General features: G+C 71.6%; 18 protein-coding genes. 6 read left to right on the top strand and 12 right to left on the bottom strand.

What is annotated here, in order from left to right:
• Window positions 1-20 precede the first annotated feature (20 nt).
• Together QSK30_RS16365 and QSK30_RS16370 are read left to right on the top strand one after the other, a co-directional pair.
• The gene (locus QSK30_RS16365; RefSeq protein ID WP_285503698.1) at window positions 21-575 is read left to right on the top strand and encodes a GtrA family protein; all 555 of its coding nucleotides are present in this window, start codon (window positions 21-23) and stop codon (window positions 573-575) included.
• 62 nt (window positions 576-637) lie between these two features.
• Window positions 638-1090, top strand: coding sequence for a carboxymuconolactone decarboxylase family protein (locus tag QSK30_RS16370; protein WP_285503826.1), 453 nt, complete (start codon window positions 638-640; stop codon window positions 1088-1090).
• Window positions 1091-1485: 395 nt separating this feature from the next.
• Here QSK30_RS16370 and QSK30_RS16375 read toward each other — a convergent pair whose 3' ends face one another.
• The 8 genes from QSK30_RS16375 to QSK30_RS16410 form a co-directional block, all read right to left on the bottom strand.
• On the bottom strand, window positions 1486-1680 hold the full coding sequence (locus QSK30_RS16375; RefSeq protein ID WP_285503700.1) for a ferredoxin: 195 nt from the start codon (window positions 1678-1680) through the stop codon (window positions 1486-1488).
• A gap of 49 nt (window positions 1681-1729) precedes the next feature.
• Window positions 1730-3064, bottom strand: coding sequence for a cytochrome P450 (locus QSK30_RS16380; RefSeq protein ID WP_285503702.1), 1335 nt, complete (start codon window positions 3062-3064; stop codon window positions 1730-1732).
• A gap of 259 nt (window positions 3065-3323) precedes the next feature.
• A complete protein-coding gene (htpG, locus tag QSK30_RS16385; RefSeq protein ID WP_285503704.1) occupies window positions 3324-5276 on the bottom strand; it encodes a molecular chaperone HtpG in 1953 nt (650 codons plus the stop codon).
• 1186 nt (window positions 5277-6462) lie between these two features.
• Window positions 6463-9780: a galactose oxidase family protein gene (locus QSK30_RS16390; RefSeq protein WP_285503705.1), complete on the bottom strand. Its 3318-nt coding sequence runs from the start codon at window positions 9778-9780 to the stop codon at window positions 6463-6465.
• A 107-nt stretch (window positions 9781-9887) separates the two neighbouring features.
• Complete coding sequence (locus QSK30_RS16395) at window positions 9888-10760, bottom strand: FG-GAP repeat domain-containing protein (protein ID WP_285503707.1); 873 nt, start codon at window positions 10758-10760, stop codon at window positions 9888-9890.
• Complete coding sequence (locus QSK30_RS16400; protein WP_285503708.1) at window positions 10757-11110, bottom strand: hypothetical protein; 354 nt, start codon at window positions 11108-11110, stop codon at window positions 10757-10759. Before QSK30_RS16400 ends, QSK30_RS16395 begins: the two co-directional genes overlap by 4 nt.
• Entirely contained in the window at window positions 11074-11649 is a 576-nt protein-coding gene (locus tag QSK30_RS16405) for a hypothetical protein (RefSeq protein WP_285503710.1), read from the bottom strand. The genes QSK30_RS16400 and QSK30_RS16405 overlap by 37 nt, the downstream gene beginning before the upstream one ends.
• Before the next feature lie 93 nt (window positions 11650-11742).
• Window positions 11743-12945 carry an MFS transporter gene (locus QSK30_RS16410; RefSeq protein ID WP_285503712.1) on the bottom strand — a complete coding sequence of 401 codons (1203 nt, stop codon included), beginning with the start codon at window positions 12943-12945 and terminating at the stop codon, window positions 11743-11745.
• Window positions 12946-13133: 188 nt separating this feature from the next.
• On the opposite strand from QSK30_RS16410, the gene QSK30_RS16415 reads away from it, so the two are divergent.
• The gene (locus QSK30_RS16415; RefSeq protein WP_285503714.1) at window positions 13134-14642 is read left to right on the top strand and encodes an alkaline phosphatase D family protein; all 1509 of its coding nucleotides are present in this window, start codon (window positions 13134-13136) and stop codon (window positions 14640-14642) included.
• 8 nt (window positions 14643-14650) lie between these two features.
• Entirely contained in the window at window positions 14651-15868 is a 1218-nt protein-coding gene (locus QSK30_RS16420; RefSeq protein WP_285503715.1) for a hypothetical protein, read from the top strand.
• A gap of 152 nt (window positions 15869-16020) precedes the next feature.
• Here the strand turns inward: QSK30_RS16420 and QSK30_RS16425 are convergent, their stop codons facing one another.
• The gene (locus tag QSK30_RS16425) at window positions 16021-16902 is read right to left on the bottom strand and encodes a DUF2690 domain-containing protein (RefSeq protein WP_285503716.1); all 882 of its coding nucleotides are present in this window, start codon (window positions 16900-16902) and stop codon (window positions 16021-16023) included.
• Window positions 16903-17028: 126 nt separating this feature from the next.
• Here QSK30_RS16425 and QSK30_RS16430 point away from each other — a divergent pair, with 126 nt between their 5' ends.
• Both QSK30_RS16430 and QSK30_RS16435 read left to right on the top strand, forming a co-directional pair.
• Window positions 17029-17514 (top strand): DUF2690 domain-containing protein, encoded by a 486-nt coding sequence (locus QSK30_RS16430; protein WP_285503717.1) that lies wholly within the window; start codon window positions 17029-17031, stop codon window positions 17512-17514.
• Between the two features lie 390 nt (window positions 17515-17904).
• Window positions 17905-18870: a CE1 family esterase gene (locus QSK30_RS16435; RefSeq protein ID WP_285503719.1), complete on the top strand. Its 966-nt coding sequence runs from the start codon at window positions 17905-17907 to the stop codon at window positions 18868-18870.
• A 44-nt stretch (window positions 18871-18914) separates the two neighbouring features.
• Here the strand turns inward: QSK30_RS16435 and QSK30_RS16440 are convergent, their stop codons facing one another.
• From QSK30_RS16440 to QSK30_RS16450, 3 genes are all read right to left on the bottom strand, one after another.
• Window positions 18915-20462 (bottom strand): IPT/TIG domain-containing protein, encoded by a 1548-nt coding sequence (locus tag QSK30_RS16440; RefSeq protein WP_285503721.1) that lies wholly within the window; start codon window positions 20460-20462, stop codon window positions 18915-18917.
• Window positions 20463-20861: 399 nt separating this feature from the next.
• Complete coding sequence (locus QSK30_RS16445) at window positions 20862-21443, bottom strand: DUF4232 domain-containing protein (protein WP_285503722.1); 582 nt, start codon at window positions 21441-21443, stop codon at window positions 20862-20864.
• Window positions 21444-21542: 99 nt separating this feature from the next.
• Window positions 21543-22139 (bottom strand): NPCBM/NEW2 domain-containing protein, encoded by a 597-nt coding sequence (locus QSK30_RS16450; RefSeq protein WP_285503723.1) that lies wholly within the window; start codon window positions 22137-22139, stop codon window positions 21543-21545.
• Window positions 22140-22251: the final 112 nt, after the last annotated feature.

A 22251-nucleotide genomic window follows, 5' to 3' on the forward strand; every position in this document is an offset into this window, starting at 1 on the left:
ACAGCGGCTAGCCTGGCCGCATGCCCCTGCGCGACGTGGTCCTGCGATTCCTGCCGCCGCGCCTGCGCCCGCTCGCGCTCAAGCACCGCGAACTGCTCAAGTTCGGCGCCGTCGGCAGCATCGCCTACGTGGTGGACAACGGCATCTGGTACCTGCTGAAGCTGACCGTGCTCGAGCCCAAACCGGTGATGGCCAAGGTCATCGGCGTCATCGTGGCCACGATCGTGTCCTACGTGCTCAACCGCGAGTGGTCCTTCCACACCCGCGGCGGCCGCGAGCGCCACCACGAGGCGGCGCTGTTCTTCGCCATCAGCGGGGTGTCGGTGTTCTTCTACACCGCGCCGCTGATGCTCTCCCGCTACGTGTTCGACCTGGAGACCCCGCACGTCACGGTGCTCACCCAGGAGATCGCCGACTTCGCCTTCGGCTCGATCGTGGGCACCCTGATCGCGATGCTGTTCCGCTGGTGGGCGTTCAAGAAGTGGGTCTTCCCGACCGCGGACTTCCGCGTCTCGCGGGCCGAGCGCAAGCTGGCGGTGGCCCCCGAGGGTGCCGTGGATCACACCGCGAACTGAGCTGTCACACGCCCCGGCACCGCCCCGTCCTACCGGTGAAGCACCACACACTGGAGGACGACATGCAGGCACGGATGGACAACCCGACCAAGGTGATCCCGGACGCGATGAAGGCGCTGCTCGCGCTGAGCCGGGCCACCCAGCAGGACGGGCTGCCGACGGCGACGGTCGAGCTGGTCAAGCTCCGCGCCAGCCAGATCAACGGCTGCGGCGCGTGCGTGGACATGCACGCCCGCGACGCCAAGAAGGCGGGCGAGACCGACGAGCGCCTGTGGTCGGTCGCGGCCTGGCGCGAGACCGGCTACTTCACCGACGCCGAGCGGGTCGCCTTGGAGCTGACCGAGGCGCTGACCCGGCTCGCTGACCGGGCGGACGTGGTCAGCGACGACCTGTGGGCCCGCGCGGCCAAGCACTACGACGAGAAGGCGCTCTCGGCGCTGGTGCTGGCGATCGCGAACATCAACGTGTGGAACCGGCTCAACGCCGCGGTCCGCCAGCCCGCCGGCAGCTGGTGAGCTGACGTGCCCGGCCCCGCCCCGGGGCCGGGCACGCCTCGACGGTCACCGTCGGACAACACGGGCACGCATTCGCCGTGGGCCTGGTGCGGCGGTGGACTGGTGTCTGTCGCGGACGCGATCGGCCCGCCGGCCACCACGTCGCCACTCGGCCACCGACCAGTTGGTGTGGAACCACGTGGCCCCACCCGGCGCAGCCGTCGCCCAACCCGGCGACCGTGTTCACGCGCGCTTTCACGGTCGCCGGCGGTGGTCCCCCGCGCACTGATCCGCACCCGGCCAGGCCCGTCGTCAGCCGACCCCGACCGCCTCGCGACGACGGTGTCCACCGTGGTCGCACCACCGCGCCGGCCACCGGTCCGTGTCCGGGCCCCGCACCGGGACCCGGACACGGCTCACGAGTGCGTGCTGATCACCTGCGCCGGGCACAGCGCGACCGCGACCTCGACATCGGCCTCCTGCTCGGCCGCCGGGGTGGCCCGCAGCAGCACCACCGTGCCGTCGTCCTCGCTCTGGTCGAACACCTCCGGAGCCGTCAACGCGCACTGCCCGGCGCCGACGCAGCGGTCCTGCTCGAGGGTGATCCGCACTTCTCCCGCCTCCTCCGTCGAGATCGACTCCGCTGTCGAGACCCCGCGCTCAGACGTCCCAGGTCACCGGCAGCGAGTGGACGCCGTAGATGGCCATGTCCTCGCGCAGCGGCACCTCGTCCTGGGGCACCGCCAGGCGCAGCCCGGGCAGCCTGCGGAGCAGCTCGGTGAAGCCGACCGCCAGCTCCACCCGGGCCAGCTGCTGACCCAGGCACTGGTGGATGCCGTGCCCGAAGGACAGGTGCGGCCCCCGCGCCCGGGTGAGGTCGAGGGCGTCCGGGTCGGCGTAGTGCGCGCCGTCGCGGTTGGCGGCCTGGATCGAGACCAGCACCAGGTCGCCCTCGGCGATCCGCTGCCCGCCGACCTCGACGTCGGCCAGCGCGTGCCGCATCAGTCCCAAGTGGATGATCGGCAGATAGCGCAGCAGCTCCTCGACCGCGGCCTCGACCCCGCTGGGGTCCGCGCGCAGCGCGGCGAGCTGCTCGGGGTTGTCCAGCAGGCCGAAAGTGCCCAGGGCCAACATGTTCGCCGTCGTCTCGTGCCCGGCGATCAGCAGCAGGTTGGCGATGTTGACCAGCTCGTGGTCGGTGAGCGCGGGCTCGGTGCCGGACTGGATCAGCCCGGAGAGCAGGTCGTCGGCAGGCCGCGCGCGCTTGTCCGCGACCAGCGCCAGCATGAAGTCCCGCAGCTGGTCGCCGATCTCGAACAGCTTCTCCAGCGGTGTGCCCAGGGTCAGCAGCTTCGCCGTCCAGGACTGGAAACCCGCCCGGTCGGCGTACGGGACGCCGAGCAGCTCGCAGATCACCAGCGAGGGCACCGGCAGCGCGAACGCGGTCACCAGGTCGACCGGCGGCCCTTGGGCGAGCACGGCGTCGAGGTGGTCGGTGACGATCTGGTTGATCCGCGGGCCCAGCTGCCGCATCCGCCGCACGGTGAACTGGCCGGTGAGCAGCTTGCGGTAGCGGGTGTGCTCCGGCGCGTCCATCGCGATGAAGCCGCCCGCCCGGGCCTTCTCGTCGAGCACCCGCTCGCGCATGGCGGGCGAGAGCTTCTCCAGCACCCCCGGCCTGCGCATCCGGTCGGAGCTCATCCTCGGGTCGGCGAGCACGGCACGGGCCGCCGCGTGTCCGGTGACCAGCCACGCCGGGTCGCCGTCGCGGGTGACGACCCGGTGGATCGGCGCCTCGGCGCTGAGCTCGGTCAGCCCGGCGGGCGGGTCGAACGGGCACTTGCCGTGGTCGGTGAGCTCCGCGGGCAGCCGCGGCAACAGGCTCGCGCGGTCGCGGGCCTGTTCGTCGGTCTGTCCCGTGGTCGCGCCGGTGTCGACGGGCGCCGTGCCGCCCGTGCTGTTGGTGGGCGCGGTGGTGTCTGTGGTGCTGGTCATGAGCTGTCCTGTTCCCGGCCCGGTCCCCAGCGGGCCGTTGGTTCCAGGGGGCTATCACCCAAGGTACCAAAACACGCACGTACCGCTACCGACTTTCGCCGGGACCGGGTAGTCCACTGTGGACGGTAGCTCACCCGTTAGTGGAAAGCGGAACGGAGTCCGCGCACCGGGAGCGCGCGACCCGGTAAAAGGGAAATCGCCCCGGGACATCCGGCGAACGGACATCCCGGGACGATTTCCCGGATTCGAGTGCTTTTCCCTAGAGGGTGCGCTCCAGGCGGTCGGTGACCAGTCGGATGAAGCGGGACGGGTCGGCCAGCTCGCCGCCCTCGGCCAGCAGGGCCAGGCCGTAGACCAGTTCCGCGGCGGCGGTGAGGTCGGTCAGGTCGCCGCCCTTGGCGTGCGCGGTGTGCAGGGCGGTGACCAGCGGGTGCGTCGGGTTGAGCTCCAGCACCCGCTTGACCTGGGGGATCTCCTGGCCCATCGCCCGGTACATCTTCTCCAGGTTGGGGCTCAGGTCGAAGGTGTCGCCGACGATGCAGGCGGGCGAGGTGGTCAGCCGCGAGGAGAGCCGGACCTCCTTGACCGTCTCGGCCAACTGCTCACCCAGCCAGGTCAGCAGCGCCGCGAAGTCCGCCTGCCGCTCCTTGGCGGCTTCCTTCTCCTCGTCGGTCTCCAGGTCGACCTCGCCCTTGGCGATCGACTGCAGCGGCTTGCCGCCGAACTCGGGCACCGACCCGACCCACATCTCGTCGATCGGGTCGGTCAGCAGCAGCACCTCGAACCCCTTGGCCAGGAACGCCTCCAGGTGCGGCGAGTTCTCCAGCGCGGCGCGCGACTCGCCGGTGAGGTAGTAGACGTGCTGCTGGCCGTCCTTCATCCGCTCGACGTAGTCCGCCAGCGTGGTCTGCTTCTCGGCGTCCTCGGTGGAGGGGAAGGAGCAGATGTCGAGGATGGCGTCGCGGTTGTCGAAGTCGTCGAGCAGGCCCTCCTTGACCGCGCGGCCGAACTCGCGCCAGAAGGTCTCGTAGGCCTCGGGCTTGTCGGTCCGCAGCGACTTCACGGTGGACAGGACCTTCTTCACCAGCCGCCTGCGCATGAGCTGGATCTGCCGGTCGCGCTGCAGGATCTCCCGCGACACGTTCAGCGAGAGGTCCTGGGCGTCGACGACCCCCTTGATGAAGCGCAGGTACTCCGGCATCAGCTCTTCGCAGTCGTCCATGATGAAGACGCGCTTGACGTAGAGCTGCACGCCGCGCTTGCGCTCGCGCATGAACAGGTCGAGCGGGGCGCGCTCGGGGATGAACAGCAGCGCCTGGTACTCGAAGGTGCCCTCGGCCGCGATCCGGATCGTCTCCAGCGGACCGGTCCAGTCGTGGCTGACGTGCTTGTAGAACTCGGTGTACTCCTCGGCGCCGACCTCGCTCTGCGGGCGCGCCCAGAGGGCCTTGCGCGAGTTGACCGTCTCCAGCTCGACCGCGTCGCTCTTGGCGTCGCTGTCGGTGTCTTCGGCGTCCGTGGTGTCCGTGGAGTCTGTGGAGTCTGTGGCGTCGGCCGGCTTGGCCATGCGGATCGGCCAGGTGATGAAGTCGGAGTAGCGGCGCACGATCTCGACGACCTTCGCGCGCGAGGTGTAGTCGTAGAGGTGCTCCTCGTCATCCGCGGGCTTGAGGTGCAACGTCACCGAGGTGCCCTGCGGGGCGTCCTCGACGGTCTCGATCGTGTAAGTCCCCTCGCCCGCGGACTCCCAACGAACACCCTCGGTGGCGCCTGCCTTGCGGGTCACCAGGGTGACCTTGTCGGCGACCATGAAGCTGGCGTAGAAGCCCACCCCGAACTGGCCGATCAGGTCCTGGGAGCCCGCGGCGTCCTGGGTGTCCTTGAGCTTGCGCAGGAACTCGGCGGTGCCGGACTTGGCGATGGTGCCGATCAGCCCGATCACCTCCGCCCGGTCCATCCCGATCCCGTTGTCGGCGATGGTGAGCGTCCGCGCGGCCGGGTCGGTCTCCAGCCGGATGTGCAGGTCGTCGACCTCGACCTGCAACTCCTTGTCGCGGAAGGCCTCCAACCGCAGCTTGTCCAACGCGTCGGAGGCGTTGGACACCAACTCCCGCAGGAAGGTGTCCTTGTTCGAATAGATCGAATGGATCATCAACTGCAACAGCTGTCGCGCCTCGGACTGAAACTCGAGCGTCTCGACGTTCGCGGTCACGTGCACCCCTCATCCGGCCTAGCACTGGCACCGGCATCCTAGCGAAACCCCCACACCCCTCCGGCGCATCGGCTCCAGCGCTTCCGCTTTGGCGCATCGGCTCCGGCTGATCGGCGCCTCAGTAGTCGCTGTCCGCGCGCGATGCCGTGTTCCCGGTGCTCGATGTCGGTCCCTGGGTTCTCGGTGTCCGTGTTCTCGGTGCTCGATGTCGGTCCCTGGCCGTACGATCGCGGCGAGGCTGGCGCCACGGCCGTTCACTCCTCGGGCATTCACCCGAACGAGCGATGTGGATGCGGAACGAGCACACCTGTTCGATTCGTTGCTCAAGAAGTCGGTGCGAGCGGGAAGCGAATCACGTCCAGCCCGGTCATGCGCTAGGCGGTCAACTGTCCAGCCCGACCGACCGATCAAGCGATAAGCAGTCAAGCCCAGCCGACCGATCAAGCCAGACCGACGCTGACCACCGAGCGAGCCCGATCAACTCGCAAGCCCGCACCGGCACCGCCCAAGCGCGCACGGCCAAGGAACACGGCCAAGGAGGTGGTCCGCGCGGTCCGGGCCGCAGTCGACGGCCCGGCCGAGCGGCAGACACGCGGTCACGGCCGGACCGCCGCGCAGCCAGGCGCCGCCGGTAGCCAGGCGGCGCTGCCTGGCTGCGCGGCCTGGCTGCGCGGCAAGACTGGCCGGACGGGCGGCAGCGCGGGCAGGACGGGCAGGACGGGCAGGACGGGCAGGACCAGTCGGAACCCGGGTGAGCCGCCACGCCACGGCCAGACGGGCCGAGGAGTGGACAGCAGGGGTCGAGACCGAGGGGCGGGAGCCCGATCAGCTCATCCGGGCCATCCTCAACCCCGATCGGGCGATCCGCTCGTCCACGCCTCCGATCAGCCACGCTCCGATCAGCCGATCCGGAGATCGTCCTCGTCCCAGGGTCGGCTGATCCGGAGATCGGCCACCTCCCCGAACCGCCGATCCGGACGTCGGCCATGTCCCTGGTCGGCTGATGCAGACGTCGGCCATGTCCCCGGTCGGCCGATCCAGACATCGGCCATGTCCCCGGTCGGCTGAGCCAGACACCATCCACCGTCGCCGGTCAGTCGGTGTGGAGTCCTCGGCCCCGGTCTGCAACGTGGAGTCGGTCAGCGATGCCGGGTCCTCGCCTCCGGTCAGCCGATCTCGCCTCCGGTCAGCCGATGCGGATCGTCTTCGCCGGGCTCCACACCCCGGACGCGTCCAGGGCGAACAGCAGGTAGTGCCCGGGAAGAGCGATCCCAGGGTCCGCGGGCACAGTGACGCGGTAGGAGGTGGTGGACAGGGTGGTTGGGGTGAGGGGGATTCGGCGCTGGTCGTTGTCCACCGAGTGGGTGGCTGAGCTGGTGCGGAGCAGGGCGAAGCCGGTCACCGGGCGGTCGGTGGTGATGTCCACGGTCGCGCCGTGGGGTGCGGTCGCGGGTGCGGCCGTGATGGCCGGGCGGGGGCGGGGTGTGCCGTCGGGGTTCAGGAGGGTGGGTGGGGTGAGGACTTGGCCGTCGAAGTGGTTGGTGGAGCAGGTGCCGCAGAGGCCGCCGCCGCCGGAGAAGACTCGGCCGTCGGGGAGGAGGTTGGCGACGCTGTGGTAGGTGCGGGGGACCGCCATCTGGGCCAGTGGGGTGAAGGTGCCGGTGGTGGGGTTCCACAGTTCCGGGGTCAGCACCGCCGTCTGGTCGCTGAACGGCACCGGCCGGGTCTGGCCGCCGATCACGACGACCGAGCCGTTGGGCAGGACGACGCTGTTGGCGAACGCGCGGCCCGCCAGCATGTCGCCGACCCGGCGGACCACCGGGGTGCCGCTGGTGATGTCCACTGTGTACGCCCGGTTCGTCGCGTCGACGTCCTGGTACGCGGTGGCGCCGCCGACGGTGAGGATCTTGCCGGTGTCGTACATGATGGCGTTGCCGTTCATCGCGTCGGCGCTGTCGCCGCGGGCGCCCGCGTCGGTGACCGCTCCCCCGCCCGCGGTGTCGACCCAGTGCATGCGCGTGCTCGGGCCCGCGTGGAACACCCGGCCGCCGCCGACGCCGAAGAGCCAGGCGTGGTTGTCCGCGCGGTACACGCCGCGCGGGTCGGCGGTGGCGAACGGGTCGGCCTGCACGCCCGGCAGCGTGCGCCAGGTGTTGGTGGCCGGTGTGTAGACCTCGCCGGACTTGCCGCCCTCGCCGCCGCTCCAGGAGCCGCCGACGGTGAAGGCCTCGCCGGTCGAGAGCGTCGTCTGGCCCTGGTAGCCGCGCGCGATCCGCATCGGCGCCGCAGCCGTCCAGGTGTCGGTGAAGGGGTTGTAGATACTCGCCTTCTCGGCGTTGCTGCCGCCGGTGACCAGCACCCGCCCGTCGGGCAGGGTCGAGGTGCCGGGGCAGAACATGTCGTGGCCGGTGTTGTCGACCCGGCGCTGGGTGACCTGCCCGGTGGTCAGGTCCATGATCGCGGTCTGGGTGTAGCCGTTGCTGCCGCCGAAGGTGTCCGGCGCGTAGGCCGACCAGGTCAGCAGCTTGTTGTTGGGCAGCAGGGCGGAGGCGACCGGCACGATCGGGAACCCGATCATCGGTCCCCACGCGCCGACCGCGCTGGTGTCCGGCGGGGCGGCCGGGGTGAGGACGTTGATCTCGGCCGCGCTGCTCCACGGCCCGCGGTTGCCCGCCTCGGTGAGCGCGGTCAGCCGCACGAACCGGGCCGTCACGGGCGCGGCGAGCAGCGCTGTCTGCACGTTGGAGCTGTCCGGCCACGTGCCCGCGGCGACGTTCGCGCCGAAGGTCGTGCCGTCGTCGCTCAGCTGCACGCGGTACTGCCCGATGTTGCCGTTGCCCACGTCCCCGCGCGGCCGCACGGTGATCCCGGCGACCACGCGTGCCGCGCGCAGGTCGAGGGTGATCCAGTGCGGCAACGCCGTGGGGGTGCCGGACCACTTCGAGTGCCACATGGTGGCGTCGTTGCCGTCGAGCACGTTGGTCGCGCGGCCGTCCTGGCTCGCGGTCTCCTCGTCGCTCGCGGTCGCCGTCCACCCGTCGCGGTTGAGCGGGGCGGTGGAGACGACCGAGGTGGGCCCGTAGGCGAACAGTTCGGCGGCCGCGTTCCAGGGTCCCCGGTTTCCCGCCTCGCTCAAGGCGGTCACGCGGATGTAGCGAGCGGTTCCGTTGACCAGGGCGGACTTCGGGGTGCCGTCGTCGGCCCAGGTCCCGGTGACCGGCGGCCCGAACGTCGACCCGTCGGTGCTCAGCGCGATCGAGTACCGGCCGACGCGACCGTCCGGGCTGTCCCCGCGCGGGGTGAGCACCACCGCGGAGATCGGCTGCGCGCGCTGCAGGTCGACGGTGACGGTGTGCGGGGCGGCCGTGGTGCCCGCGCTGCGCCAGTAGGTGTCGATGCGGTTGTCGACCAGGGCGGTCGCGGTGTGGTCGACCTCGGCGCTGGACGCGGTGGCGGTCCAGCCGACGCGGGACAGGGCCGGGTCGGCGGTGGCCGGGCCGAGCAGTCCCAGTTCGGCGGCACTCGTCCACGGTCCTCGGTTGCCCGCCTCGGTGACCGCGGTCAGCCGGACGAACCGGGCGGTCACCGGGCCGGTGAACAGCGCGTGCTTGACGCCCGCGTCGTCGGCCCAGCGACCGGAGGACACCGGCGCGCCGAAGGTGATCCCGTCGGTGGAGGTGCTGATCCGGTACTCGCCGATCCGCCCGTTCACCCCCGACAGGCGCGGCCGGTAGGTCAGTCCACTCAGGACGGTCGGCTGCTTGAGGTCGACCGTGGCGCTGTGCGGGAGGGGCGCCAGGACGGAGTAGCGGCTGTGCCACTGGGTGGCGGGGTCACCGTCGAGCACGTTGGCCGCCCGGCCGTTCTCGCTGAGGATCTCCTCGTCGCTCGCCGCGGCGGTCCAACCGTTGCGCGGCAACGGAACGACGGGAGTGGGCGCGCCCGGGTCGCCGAGCAGGCCGATCTCCCCCGCACTGGCCCACGAGCCCCGGTTGCCCGCCTCGGTCAGCGCGGTCAGCCGGACGAACCGCGCGCCGCTGACGGCGAAGCTGAAGGTCTTCACGGTCGGGTCGTCGGCGGCGATGCCGGTGCTGACCGGGGCGCCCCAGGTGGTGCCGTCGACACTGAGCCGGATCTCGTAGCGGCCGACCGTGCCGTTCCCGCCGCCCGGGCGCGGGGTGTAGACGAGGCCGGACACGCGCTGGGTGGCGCGGGTGTCGATGGTGATCGACTGCGGCAGCGGCGCCTGCGTGCTGTACCGGCTGTGCCATAGGGTGTTCGGGTCGCCGTCGAGGACGTTGGCCGCGCGGCCGTTCGCGCTCACCGTCTCCTCGCTGGTGGCGGTGGCCTCCCAGCCGGCGCGCGGGAGCTCGGTGGCGGTGGGGATCATGGCGTCCGCGTTGGCCACGATGTGCCAGTCGTCGTGGTGACCCTCCGGATGCGGCGTCAACGCCTGCATCGCGTAGGGGGTGACCACTACCGCCGCCGCAACCGCGACGATCAAGCGTCCGACTCGCATGTTCGTCCGGTCTGTCCAGAACGGGTGCGCGTTACCGGGTGAGATGTGGATCACGGCGCGCGCTCGGCATCCGGGCGCGCGCCGTGCGCCGTTCAGGGCACCAGGGTCAGGTTCCCGGCGCCGTCGTTGATGTAGTACCGAGTTCCAGATCCGTTGGGGTCGTTGAAGACCAGGCGGACGTCGGGGTAGGCGTCGGCGTTGTACGACACCACCGAAAGGGTGTAAACGCCGCCGTACGGGGACGAGGCGAAGGTGGTCTTCGCCTTGCCGCTGCCGGACAGCAGCACCGCGGACTTCGAGCCGCCGCAGTTCAGTGTCGCCAGGATGTCCTGGCCGCCGTCGCCGTCGAAGTCGGCGAGGGAGTAGGGCGGCACCTTGTCCTGGCTGCACTCGTCGATCGTGCCGAGGACCAGGTCACCGGAGGCGGTGTTGTGGTAGGTGCGCAGGCTCATCGACTCGTCGCTGGCGAACCACACGTCGCGCAGGCCGTCGCCGTTGAAGTCGGCCTGCCGCAGGGTGGTGGGGTAGGCGACGCCGTCGTAGGTGCCGACCGCCTGCACGCCCGCGGAGTCCTTGCGCAGCACCACGACCGCGCCGTAGCGGGAGTCGGCGTCCCAGTTCGTGGTGACGATCTCGTTGGTGCCGTCGCCACCGAGGTCGAGCACCTCGGCGGTGTCCGGGCAGTACGGGTACCAGGCCTGCGGCGAGGAGTAGCCGTAGCCGGTCGCGGTGCCGAAGCCGCCGCCGGTCAGGCCCGGGGCGATGTTCACCTGGCACCAGGAACCGCTGTGCGGGCCGAAGGTGACGCTGTCCGGCAGGCCGTCGCCGGTGACGTCGCCGATCGCCGCCTGGTTGCGGTTGCCCGCGTCGGCGGCGGTCGGCAGGGTGACCGCCGCGACGAGCGCGAGGGCGGTCGCGGCCAGTGCTGTCGTCTTGCCCATGGTGGCCTCTCGGTAGTGGGTCACGCCTCGGTGAAGGCGCCCGCGCCGTTGTTGACGAAGTGGCGGACCGTCGTGGTGCCGGTCTGGCCGTTGGTGGTGATCAGGCCGACGTCGGGGGTGCCGTCGTCGTTGTGGTCGGTCACGAAGACCTCGTAGTGCTCGGCGAAGTCGGCCCGCGCGAACACCACCGGCGGCAGCGTCCCGCTCAGGTGCAGCTCCGCGGCCTCGTAGCCGCAGCGGCGGGAGATCAGCAGGTCTTGGCCGCCGTCGCCGTTGAAGTCGGCGAAGGCGTGCTGCGGCACGGGTTTGTAGCTGCACACGTCGATCCGACCCGGTGTCAGCGTCCCCGCGGCGGTGTTGTGGAACGAGCGCACGGTGACCGACTCGTCGCTGGAGGCCCACAGGTCGAGCAGGCCGTCCCCGGTGAGGTCGATCTTGCGCAGGGTGCTCGGGAAGGCGACGCCGGGTAGGTCGCCACGGCCTTGACCTGGTTGTTCACCTTGCGCAGCACCAGCAGCGCCTTGCTCGCCGAGCTCCAGCTGAAGCCGGTGGTGACGATCTCGGGCTTGCCGTCGCCGCCGAGGTCGACCACCACGCCCATGTCCGGGCAGTAGGGCTGGGAGGTCTGGTTGGCCGGGTAGCTGTAGGTCGTGGGCGCGCCGACGCCGCCGGTGGACTTGCCGTAGGCGATCGTGATGGCGCAGGTGGGGGTGCTGGGCGCGGCCGGGCCGAGGGTCACCTCGTCGGCGATCTTGTCGCCGTTGACGTCGCCGCGGATGACCTGGGCGGCGGCCGAGGCCGGTCCGGGCAGGGTCAGCGGGAGCGCGGCGACGGCGGCGAGGACGAGAGCGGTTCTGATCTTGCGCATGGTCTCCCCGGTGGTCAGCGGCCGCGCACGCTCGCGGCCGTCCACCGGGCAAGATCGTCCGCGAGCCGGGACCCGTTGAGCCCCGGTGGCGAAAATGGGCCATTGGCGCGCGGACCCGCCCCGGCCGAGCTAAGAGGGTCACGGCGAACGGGGGTCGCCGTTCGGCGGGCCGGCGGGCGCCGACCGACCCCGTCTGGCCGCGACGACGGCGGTCAGCACGCCGAGCAGACCCATGGCCGCCAACGGGATCCGGTAGTCGACCAGGCCGACGAGCACGACGCCGAGCGCCTGCCCGACGGCGCTGGGCGCGTAGGTGGCGAGCTGGACGGTGCCGGTGAGCCGGGCCAACGCGGCCGGGGCCGCCGCGGTCTGCAGCACCGTCGCGGTGGCGATCAGCGGCGCGGGCAGCCCGAGCCCGGCCAGCACCCCGCCGAGCACCACCAGCGGCACCACCTCGGCGGTGCGCAGCAGCACCCCGAGGGCGAACACGAGCACGCCGCCAGCCGCGTAGGCCATCGGCGGGCACCTGCGCAGCAGCGCCCCGGAGGCCACCCCCGCGATCACCGAACCGGCGCCCTGGCACGCCGAGAGCACGCCGACGAAGGTCGGCTCCAGCCGCAGCCCGCGGTCCACCATCGCGAAGATCATCGTGCCCGCCACCCCGGCCAGGAACATCGCGACCGCGGACACCGCCACCAGCCCGCGCAGCAGCGGCAGCCCGCGCAGGGTGACCGGCCCGCGCGGTCCCACCGGCCCGCTCGTGGACCGGATCGGGCGGATCAGCCCGCACAGCAGGGCCGCCACGGCGAAGGTGACCGCGTCGAGCACGGCCACCACTCCCCCGCCCACCAGGGCGAACAGGCCCGCCCCGGCCAGCGGCGCGGCCAGCTTGGTGCCCTCGGCGGCGGCCAGCCGCAGGCCGTTGACGTGGCCGAGCAGCTCGGCGGGCACGACCGCGGGCAGCACGGCGGACTCCGCGGCCGAGAGCGCCACGTAGGTGACGCCGTAGACGACCATCACGGCGAACAGCAGCCACAGCTGCGCGACCGAGCCGACCGCGAGCAGCGTCAGCAGCAGCGCGCCCATGCCCAGCTGCACCCGGACCAGCAGCCGCAGGTGCCGCCCGGCCCGGCCGACCGCGGCGCCGATCAGCGGCCCGGCCAGGGTGGGCAGCCACACCAGCAGGGTGACCAGCGCGGCCAGCCCGCTGTCGCCGGTGAGCTCCATGACCCACACCCCGGCCGCCAGGGTCATCGCGCCGCTGCCGAAGCCGGAGACCACGACCGAGGACAGGTACAACGCGCAGTTCGGATCGCGCAGGACCCGGCCCACCCCGCTCATGCACGCGCGGCACCGCGGTGCCCCCGCGACACCGGGGGTCACCGCCCCCCTATCACCTCCACGTATACCCCAGCGGCCCCGCGAACCGGATATGTCCACTGTGGACTACCGGGCCGCCGGTGGAGCGTTGGGTTAACTTCTCGTGCGGCCCCTTCTCGGCGGGCCGGGCCGGGTCGTAGGAACGAGGCATGACTCGACTGCATCGACGGACCTTCCTGATCGGCGGTCTCGCGAGCGCGGGCGTGACGCTGCTCAGTTCCAGCAGCGCGAACGCCATCGCCTACCCGTTCACCCTCGGCGTCGCCTCCGGCGAGCCGACCGCGGACGGGTTCGTGATCTGGACCCGGCTGGCGCCCAGCCCGCTCAACGCCGACGGCCTCGGCGGCATGTCGAGCGCCGCGGTGACCGTGGAGTGGCAGATCGCCAACGACCCGAACTTCAGCGGCCTGGCCGCCTCCGGCACCGTCTCGGCGGTGCAGACCGCCGCGCACAGCGTGCACGTGGAGGTCGCCGGGCTCGCCCCGGGCCGCGAGTACTGGTACCGCTTCCGCGCCGCGGGCCACATCTCCCAGGTCGGGCGGGCACGCACCGCGCCCGCCCCGGGCACCAGCCCGGCGCTGACGATGCTGTTCACCTCGTGCTCACACTACGAGGCGGGCTACTTCACCGCCTACCGGCGGATGGCCGAGGAGAACCCGGACCTGATCCTGCACCTGGGCGACTACATCTACGAGGGCGGCGCGGGCTCCGGCGTGCGCAGCCACCAGCCGTCGGCGGAGATCACCAGCCTGGCGAACTACCGGGTGCGGCACGCCCTCTACAAGCGCGACACCGACCTGCAGGCCGCGCACGCCGCCGCGCCGTGGGCGGTCGTCTGGGACGACCACGAGGTGGAGAACAACTACGCGAACCTGACCCGCGCCGACAGCTCCCCCGCGGGCGACTTCACCGCGCGCCGGACGGCGGCGTACAAGGCGTACTACGAGCACATGCCGCTGCGCTCGGCGCAGGCCCCCTCGGGCGCGAACCTGCAGCTCTACCGGCGGTTGCGCTGGGGCAGCCTGGCGACGCTGCACCTGCTCGACACCCGGCAGTACCGCGACGACCAGGCGTGCGGCGACGGCACCAAGCTGTGCCCGGCCGCCGACGCCCCGGCCCGCACGATCACCGGCGCGGGGCAGGAGTCCTGGCTGCTCGACGGGCTGGGGCAGCACCAGGGCACCTGGGACCTGATCGGGCAGCAGGTGTTCTTCGCCCAGAAGCTCGCCGCCGCCGACGGGTCCAAGAGCATGGACTCGTGGGACGGCTACACCGCCAACCGCAAGCGCATCCAGGACGGGTGGCAGGCGCGGAACGTCACCAGCGCCGTGGTGCTGACCGGGGACGTGCACCGGCACTGGGCGAGCAACCTGATGAACGACTACGCGACCCAGGACAAGGTCGTGGGCACCGAGCTGGTGACCAGCTCGGTCACCTCCGGCGGCGACGGCAACGCGGCCGACACCGGAACGTCGAGCCTGAACCCGCACGTGAAGTTCCACAAGAACCAGCGCGGCTACGTCCGCACGGTGACGTCGTCGACCCAGATGGCTGTGGACTTCCGGGTGCTGGACAAGGTGACTGTCCGGGACTACCCGGTCAAGACCGCGCAGAGCTACGTGATCCAGGCGGGCAACCCCGGCCTGCAGGCACCGTGAACGGGAGCATGATGCGTACCTTCCTCACCGCCGCAGCGATCGCGGTGGTCTCCAGCCTCCTGTTGTCCGGCAACGCTTTCGCCGACGGGACCACGCCGGCGGACATCACCTGGACGGTGGCCAACAGCGCGGCCACCGGCGACCAGGACAACTCGGCGGTCGCGACCGCGCGGACCGGCTACACCGCGGTGGTCTGGGAGGACGACCGCGACGCCGACACCCCCACCGACAACGTCCACAGCGAGGTGTTCCTGCGGCTGTACAAGGACGGCGCTTCGCTCTACGAGAAGAAGCTCTCCACGGGCGGGACCGGCGCGTGGCGCCACATCCAGCCCGACGTGGCGCTGCACGAGGACGGCAGCGCGGTGGTCGTGTGGGCGGAGGACCCGGATGCCAACGGGTTCTACAACATCGCGGTCCGCGCGGTGAACACCGCGGGCACGGTCACCGGGTCCACCTCGGCCAACGCGAGCGCCGACGGCCAGCAGGTCGCCCCGGCCGTCGCGGCGGACCCGGACGGCCCGGGGTTCGCGGTGGTGTGGGAGGACAAGCAGGGCACCGCGGCACCGACGGTGCGGGCGTCGGGGTTCGCCTCGATCACGTCCAAGACCTACGAGGCCCAGGTGAACACCGCGGGCGGCACCCACCAGCGCCCGGACGTGGCGGTGAGCGCCGCGGGCAACGCCATCGTGGTCTGGGACGAGGACGGCGACGCCAACGGCTCGTTCAACATCGGCCGCAAGATCCTCACGCCTGCCGGCGGGGTGAAACTGGCCCAGGGCGTGGCGAACGCGACCACGGCCGGACAGCAGCGCCACGCGTCGGTGGCGGCGAACGCCAACGGCGACTTCGCGGTGGCCTGGGAAACAGACCAAAGTGGAGCGTCCCAGGTGGGCGCCCGCTCCTTCACCGCGACCGGCACGGCGGCCGCCGAGGTGATCGTCCCGGGCGTGGACCCGCAGGTGGGCATCGACGACCAGCGACACGTGGTGGTGGCGTGGAACGAGGCATCCGACGTGTACGCCCAGGGCCTGAACACCGACGGCACAACCACTGGCCGCTTGCCACGGTTGCGGGTCCACACGACGGTGGCCGGGCGACAGGACGAGCAGGCGTTGGCGGTGTCGCCGTTCGCGCAGGTGGTGCTGGCGTACACAGATGACAACGACGGCAACGGTTTCGACCAGGTCTACCTCGGCACGGGCCTGACCAACAGCACTTGGTGACGCGCCAAGCCTAGACATCTCGTGTGGCCGTGCCGGTCGGCGCTTCCGACCGGCACGGCCAGATCCAACAGCTGTGCCGCTAAGGCTCCCGTGCTCTCCAACGCCCGGACCCTCGGTCCACTGTTTCGGCTACCGCGTCGAGCAGGGTCGCCTCACGGGTTTGTCAGGCATCGGGTTCGTGCGCTCGCGTTTCCGGTCAGTGCGGTGATCCGGACGGTCACCTCGACGCACCCGTCGCGCGGTAGCACCATGTCGCCGAATACCGCTTGGCCGTCGAAAGCGGTCTCATAGGACTTCTCAGTGGGCTGGTCATCCGATCTCCGGGCGGTGATGGCGACCATCGCGCCCGCCAAGCGGACGCTGTTGTCCGCCGGGGTGAACCGGCCCCAGGCCGCGGCGCACCGCGGGGCGTAGCGCAGTTCGGCCACGCCGAGGAAGTGTTCGTCGGAGCTGTTGATCTCGACGCTGTCGAGGGTGGCGACCAGCGGGTCACTCGCGCACGAACTGCGCTTGGGGTCGGCACCGTCGGCGACGGGTTGCGCGGACAGGTCCCCGGTCGGGTCGAAGCGCGCGCTGGTACTCGGCTCGGTCGGTTGCGGTAGTTGGGGCGCGTCGCCCTTGGGCAGCAAGGCGATCGTGCCGACCACCGAGGCGACCACTGCCGCGGCGATCCACCACCAACGGCGCAACGCGCGTAGGCCGAGCGTGGATGGCAGCGGTGGCAACGGGTTCTCGGCCGCCGGTGCCTCCTCGACCGCAGTGGCCTTACCGGACAGACGTCGTACGTCATGCCACCTGGCCCGCCACTCGTCGAGGTCGCCGTCGCAGGCTTGGGCGTAGGCCAGCGTCACGTCCAGGGTGGGCAGTCGGTACCCGGCGGCCGCGGCGGCCAGGGTGGCCCTGGCGAAGTGGGTCCGCTCGGCCAGCAGTCGGTAGGGCGGGTTCCCCGCCTTCTCGCGGAGTTGGCGCAACGCTTGGGCGAACTCCTGGACGGGGCCCTCGTCGGGATCGAGGTCACGCGGAGGTCGTGGCATGACACACCCTTTCGGGCTGGGTTGTCCGGACTTCGTTGTCTGGCACCGGACGCGCTACTGGTCAACGCGCCACCCGGATAGACCTGGGGCGGTCAGACAATCCCCCCCGGCTGGAAGGAAAGACCGATGTCGCGCACTGCACCGCTCTCGCGCAAAAGGTCGAGGATCTCCCTCGGCGCGTTACTCGCACTCCTGTTGTCCGTCCTGGTCGCCCCCGCCGCGAGCGCCGCACCCACCTGCTTCGGCGCGGCGTGCACCGGCCAGGACCCCGCGATCACCCACTGCGCGGACGACTCCCGCGTGGTGCCCGTGTCCGGCGTCCTGACCGGCGCGGGCGGGCGGGCCGGTGTCATCCAGATCCTCTGGTCACCCCGCTGCCAGACCAACTGGGGTCGCATCGTGCTGGACTCCTACGACCCCAACCCCAACCACCTCCCGCGCTGGGTGGACGTGCACAACGCCGCAGGCGGCCACGTCTACTTCACCTGGACCGGCGCGGGCCAGTACATCTACGGCGACATGCTCTACAGCCCCGGCTGCGCCTGGGCCACGGGCTACGTGGACCGCGGTGGCTACGCGAACGCGTGGGGTGGCACCGGCCAGGCCTGCTGACCGGACGGACCGGCCCTGTTCCCCCGCTTCGGGGAACAGGGCCGCCCGCGATGCGCTCGGCACCGCCGCTCGACGACGCCGCCACCAGTGAGTTGGACCGGATTCGGCGGAACGCCGAGGCAAGAACCCGGGAACCCGGCCACCAGCAGGGCGAACAGGTCATACACGGCGATCCGGGCAGGTGTCCACCGGTGCGCGGGGCCAACTGGTGTCGGCCAGCGGGCCAGCGGAAGAAGATCGAGATCCGGGGCAACTCCGGCGGGGGCACCGAGCGTAGGACAGGTGTGGTGTCCGGTCGGGTCACTGGCGCGTGCGCGCGTCCGTGGGCACCGTCCCGGCGGCATCCTTCCCGCAGCGACCGGTTGCGGGTCCTCCTGTTCTGAGGTGTCCATGAGATCCACCAAGCTCGCCGTTGTCCTCGCCCTTGCCTCCGCCGCCGTCGCGGCGGCTCCTCAGGTGGCGGTCGCGGACCCGCCCGCGCACAACTACCCCGTGCACTCCGCCGGTTGCCTGGCCGCGACGTCCCCGTTGCCGTTGGGGCAGTCGGTGGCTCAGACCATCACCTCCGGTGGCGTGACCCGCGACTACCTGGTCCACCTGCCCACGACCTACCTGCCCGGCCACGAGAAGCCGCTGGTGCTGGCGTTCCACGGCCGCAAGGGCGACGGCACCGACATCGAGCGGTACTCCAAGATCGACAGCCTCGACACCATCGCGGTCTACCCGGTGGGCGCCAAGGGCGAGGACGACGAGCGCGCTTGGCAGGGCGCGCCGTACGCGGCGGCGGTGGACGACGTCCAGTTCGTCGCCGACCTGCTCGACAAGCTGCAGACCACGCTCTGCGTCGACCCGGTGCGGATCTACGCGGTGGGCAAGTCCAACGGCGGCGGCTTCGCGGCCCTGCTCGCGTGCAGGCTCCCGTTGCGGATCGCGGCCTTCGGCGCCGTCGCGGGTGCCTTCTACCCCGGTACCGCCACCGGCTGCTCCAGCGTGGCCACGCCGATCATCGAGTTCCACGGCACCGCGGACTCCGTCATCGACTACGCCGGTGACAGCGACAACCACGGGCAGCCCGTGCCCTCGATCGCGACCTGGGTCCAGGGCTGGGCGACCCACGACTCCTGCCCGGCGACCCCGACCACGACACAGCTGAACACTGAGGTCGTCCGGATCACCTGGGCGCCGTGCGTGCAGAACACGGCGGTGGCGCACTACAAGATCCTCACCGGCGACCACACCTGGCCGGGCGCGGTCGTCTACAGCGGTCCCGGCAAGACCACCTCCCAGATCGAGGCGCACCTGGTGATCTGGGACTTCTTCACCGCCCACACGCTCAACGCCTTCATCATCTCCTGAGCCAGCCGGGTGGTGCCGCGCGCGGCACCACCCGGGGGTCGGGGTCAGGGGCAGGTGGCCAGGACGAAGGAGATCACCGCGCAGGTGGCCGTGTCCCGGTCGTTGGCCGGGTTCGGGTCGGCGGGCGAGGAGGCCGTTCGCACGCCGGTGACCGAGACGTGGCCGAGTGAGAACAGGTGCAGCGGGACGCGGAAGGACTTGGCGGTGGCCGCGCCGTTGGCGATGGCGTCGTAGGCGCAGGTGACGGTGCCGGTCGTGGTGGTGCAGCCCGCGGAGAGGTTCGTGGCGTGGGCACCCGGCGGGAGGGTGGCGGTCAGGGTGGCCGAGGTGACCGCGGCGGGGCCGGTGTTGTGGGCGGTCAGGGTGTAGGTGAGGTAGGGCACGAGGATGCCCAGGTGCGGCTTCGCGGTGACGTCGACGGCAATGTCGGTGGCCGGGGGGATGTAGGTGAACTGGCCCGCGCTGGTCGTGCCGCCGGGGGTGGTGACCTGGACGTCGACCGCGCCGGTCCCGGGCGGCGCGGTGGCGGTGCAGGTGGTCGCGGTGCAGGACACGCCGGTGGCCGGGTTGCCAGGGCCGAAGGTGATGGCCGTGGTGCCCGCGAGGTACGTGCCGGTGATGGTCACCGCGGTGCCGCCCGCCTCGGGGCCGCTGGTGGGGGTGATCGAGGTGACCGTCGGCGGGTCCAGGGTGAAGACGAAGACGACCAGGCCGTTGCCCGCGTTGGCCCCGTCGGTCACCGTGGCCGTCAGACCGGGGACAGTGGACGAGACGAAGTTGGACCCGCCGCCGCCCGCGCCGCCCGCACCCGCGGCGCCGGTACCCGAGGCGGCACCCGAGCCACCCCGACCACCGCCGCCGTAGCCCGCGCCGCCGCGCCCGCCGGCGCCGACCTGCGGTGGCACCGTCTGCAACGCGGAACCGCCCAGGGCGTTGGGGAAACCGCCTGGGGCGCCGGGTGATCCCGGGCGGGTGCCCACTCCCCCGGTGCCACCGGTTCCGCCCGCCGTGGCGGTTCCCTGGCCGCCACCGCCGCCGCCCTGGGCCACGTCCGCCAGGCCCGCGCCACCGGCGCCGGGACTGCCGCTGTCAGCGCCCGGGGTGCCCGGGTAGGCGGGCGAGCCGATCCCCGCACCACCCGCGCCACCGCCGGAACCCGCGGTCAGCAGCGCGGCGCCGCCCGCGGCGGTGACCGCGACCAGCCCGCCGCCACCGCCCCCGATCCCGTTGCTGGGGGCCGCTTGGCCGTTGTTGCCCCGGATGCCGACCGCGACCTGGAACACCTCCCCGGGTGTCGTCGGCAGGGCTGCCACGATGTGCGCTCCCTTGCCGCCCGGGGTGCCGTCGACGGCGTTCCCGCCCCCGGCGCCATCGAGGGTCACCGCGGCGCTGCTCACGCCGGTGGGCACGGTGACGCTGCCGGTTCCGCCTGCCGCACAGGTGATCGTGGTGGTGGTGCCGACCACGACGGGATCGGCGCACACCCCGTCGGCGTAGGCCGGAGCAGCCAACACCACGAGTCCGCCGCTAGCGAGGGCGGACGTCGCCGCCACCGCTAGCAGCCGGTGTCGAGCACGCGCGAATGAGGACATCGGGGATCTCCCTTTCTCGGTGCCGCGCAGCGGCGGGAGACCGAGAGCCTTCCGCTGAGCCGAGTCCGCGCGGTCTTCGACGAGCCCGGCAAGCCTGCTCCGCGCGCGACCCCGCGAACACACCCCGAACGAGTGGCCGCGACACCCCGCTCGCCACCACCTCGACGACCATCGCGGACAGTGTCGGAGGCGACTGTCGACATGATCTTGAACCGCACGATCGGCGGCAGCCCACCCGGGCACGACCACACCCGCGCGCCATTCCGACCCACGCGTCCCGACAACACCACCCGTACGGCACGCGCCGCTTGGCGGTCCGCGGAACGCCCACGCCCACAGACGGCGTTCCCCACACCACAAACGGCCCAGCCACCACACCCGGCCGGTCCAGCCGGGCTGCTAGAGCGTGCGGCCGAAGGGGGTGACCGCGATGTCGGTGAGCACGCAGGCGGGGACCTCGTCGCTGGGAACCGGGACCGGGTCCGGGTCGTCGGGCAGCCGGAGGCGGACCCCGGTGGCGCGGGCCAGGCAGTGCTTGAACGACGCGCTGAAGGTGGTGTCGGCGCCGCGCGGCAGGGTGATCACCGGGGTGTCGCCGGGGAGGCGGGAGTTGTGGGCCTCGAGTGGACCGGTGGCGGTGTAGAGGGTGAGCTCGGGCCAGCCCTGGACGGTGCAGGGGTCGGCGCCTTCGTTGCGCAGTCGGTAGTCCACGGCGACGACGACGGTGGCGCCGTCGGAGGTGCGCTCGCGTGGACGCCAGTTCTCCAGCGTGACAGCCAGATCCGACCCCCGGCACGGCCGCGTTCGACCGCGCGTGGGCCGTTCCTGCGCGGCGGGCACCGGCTCGGGCGCGGCCGTGGGGCGGGCGGTGGTGGTGACCGCGGTCGTGCTGGTCGCTCCGAGGTCCGGCTGAGCGGACTCGGTTGGCACGCACGCCGCCGCGAGCACGCAGGGGACCAACAACAGCAAGAAACGGGACACACGCGGATCGTGTCGGTACGCCACGGCGCCCACCTCACAACCACGTGAATCCCGGGTGGCGTTCGCGTGATCGGCTCACTCCTGGGCCGACCGACTTGGTCAGGGGGCGATGACGGGGTCGATCCACGCCGCCCGCACAGTCCTGTAGGAGTCGTTCTCGGACACGAGCGCGATGCGCAGCGCACCCGTGATGTCGACGTCCACGACCCTGGTCTCGCCTAGGGGCACGGACTCGACGCGCCTGATCTCCTGGTCGGCGCGGAAGGAGAACTTCACCACCGCCTCGGTGTCCGACTCGTCCGACAGACCGAGCCGCACGCGCAGCTTCGTGTACTTGCGGTCGAGGTGGTACTCCTGCTCGTCCTTGCCGTAGCCGTAGCACGAAGCGACCATGTCGTAGACCTGTCCGTTCACCTTGAGCGGGCCGACCTTGAATCGTTGATCGACAGGATCGATGGTGAGCAGGGACACCGCGCCCGGCGCGGACGACCCCGAGGTGGTCGTGACCAATGGCGTGGTGGTCACCGTCAGGGAAGTCGTTGTGGTGGTGGCGGTGGTCTTGGTCGTGCTGGTTGGTCTGCCCCCGGGATCGGCCTCGTGTTGGCGGTCGGCGCCGGCGGCGATGCCCCCGGCAGTGGGCTCCGCGGCGCGGGTGACCACGGCGGTCATCGCCACCGTGCCCGCGACCAATGACATGGTTCCCCCAGATCGTCGAATGCCGGGGGCACCCTACCCAGGGATCACGTTGCCATGGCCGGGGTTCGGCGATCCTGGCGATCTTCAGCCGGCGGTCGGGGAACGCGAGAGG

Source organism: Actinokineospora sp. NBRC 105648, assembly GCF_030269645.1.
Classification (GTDB): Bacteria; Actinomycetota; Actinomycetes; order Mycobacteriales; family Pseudonocardiaceae; genus Actinokineospora.

Excerpts from the sequence above, each read along its gene's own strand:
- QSK30_RS16435 (WP_285503719.1), top strand. The coding sequence starts at position 17,905 with ATGAGATCCACCAAGCTCGCCGTTGTCCTCGCCCTTGCCTCCGCCGCC.
- QSK30_RS16450 (WP_285503723.1), bottom strand. The coding sequence starts at position 22,139 with ATGTCATTGGTCGCGGGCACGGTGGCGATGACCGCCGTGGTCACCCGC.
- QSK30_RS16420 (WP_285503715.1), top strand. The coding sequence starts at position 14,651 with ATGATGCGTACCTTCCTCACCGCCGCAGCGATCGCGGTGGTCTCCAGC.
- QSK30_RS16440 (WP_285503721.1), bottom strand. The coding sequence starts at position 20,462 with ATGTCCTCATTCGCGCGTGCTCGACACCGGCTGCTAGCGGTGGCGGCG.
- QSK30_RS16415 (WP_285503714.1), top strand. The coding sequence starts at position 13,134 with ATGACTCGACTGCATCGACGGACCTTCCTGATCGGCGGTCTCGCGAGC.
- QSK30_RS16430 (WP_285503717.1), top strand. The coding sequence starts at position 17,029 with ATGTCGCGCACTGCACCGCTCTCGCGCAAAAGGTCGAGGATCTCCCTC.
- QSK30_RS16380 (WP_285503702.1), bottom strand. The coding sequence starts at position 3,064 with ATGACCAGCACCACAGACACCACCGCGCCCACCAACAGCACGGGCGGC.
- QSK30_RS16425 (WP_285503716.1), bottom strand. The coding sequence starts at position 16,902 with ATGCCACGACCTCCGCGTGACCTCGATCCCGACGAGGGCCCCGTCCAG.
- QSK30_RS16410 (WP_285503712.1), bottom strand. The coding sequence starts at position 12,945 with ATGAGCGGGGTGGGCCGGGTCCTGCGCGATCCGAACTGCGCGTTGTAC.
- QSK30_RS16370 (WP_285503826.1), top strand. The coding sequence starts at position 638 with ATGCAGGCACGGATGGACAACCCGACCAAGGTGATCCCGGACGCGATG.
- QSK30_RS16365 (WP_285503698.1), top strand. The coding sequence starts at position 21 with ATGCCCCTGCGCGACGTGGTCCTGCGATTCCTGCCGCCGCGCCTGCGC.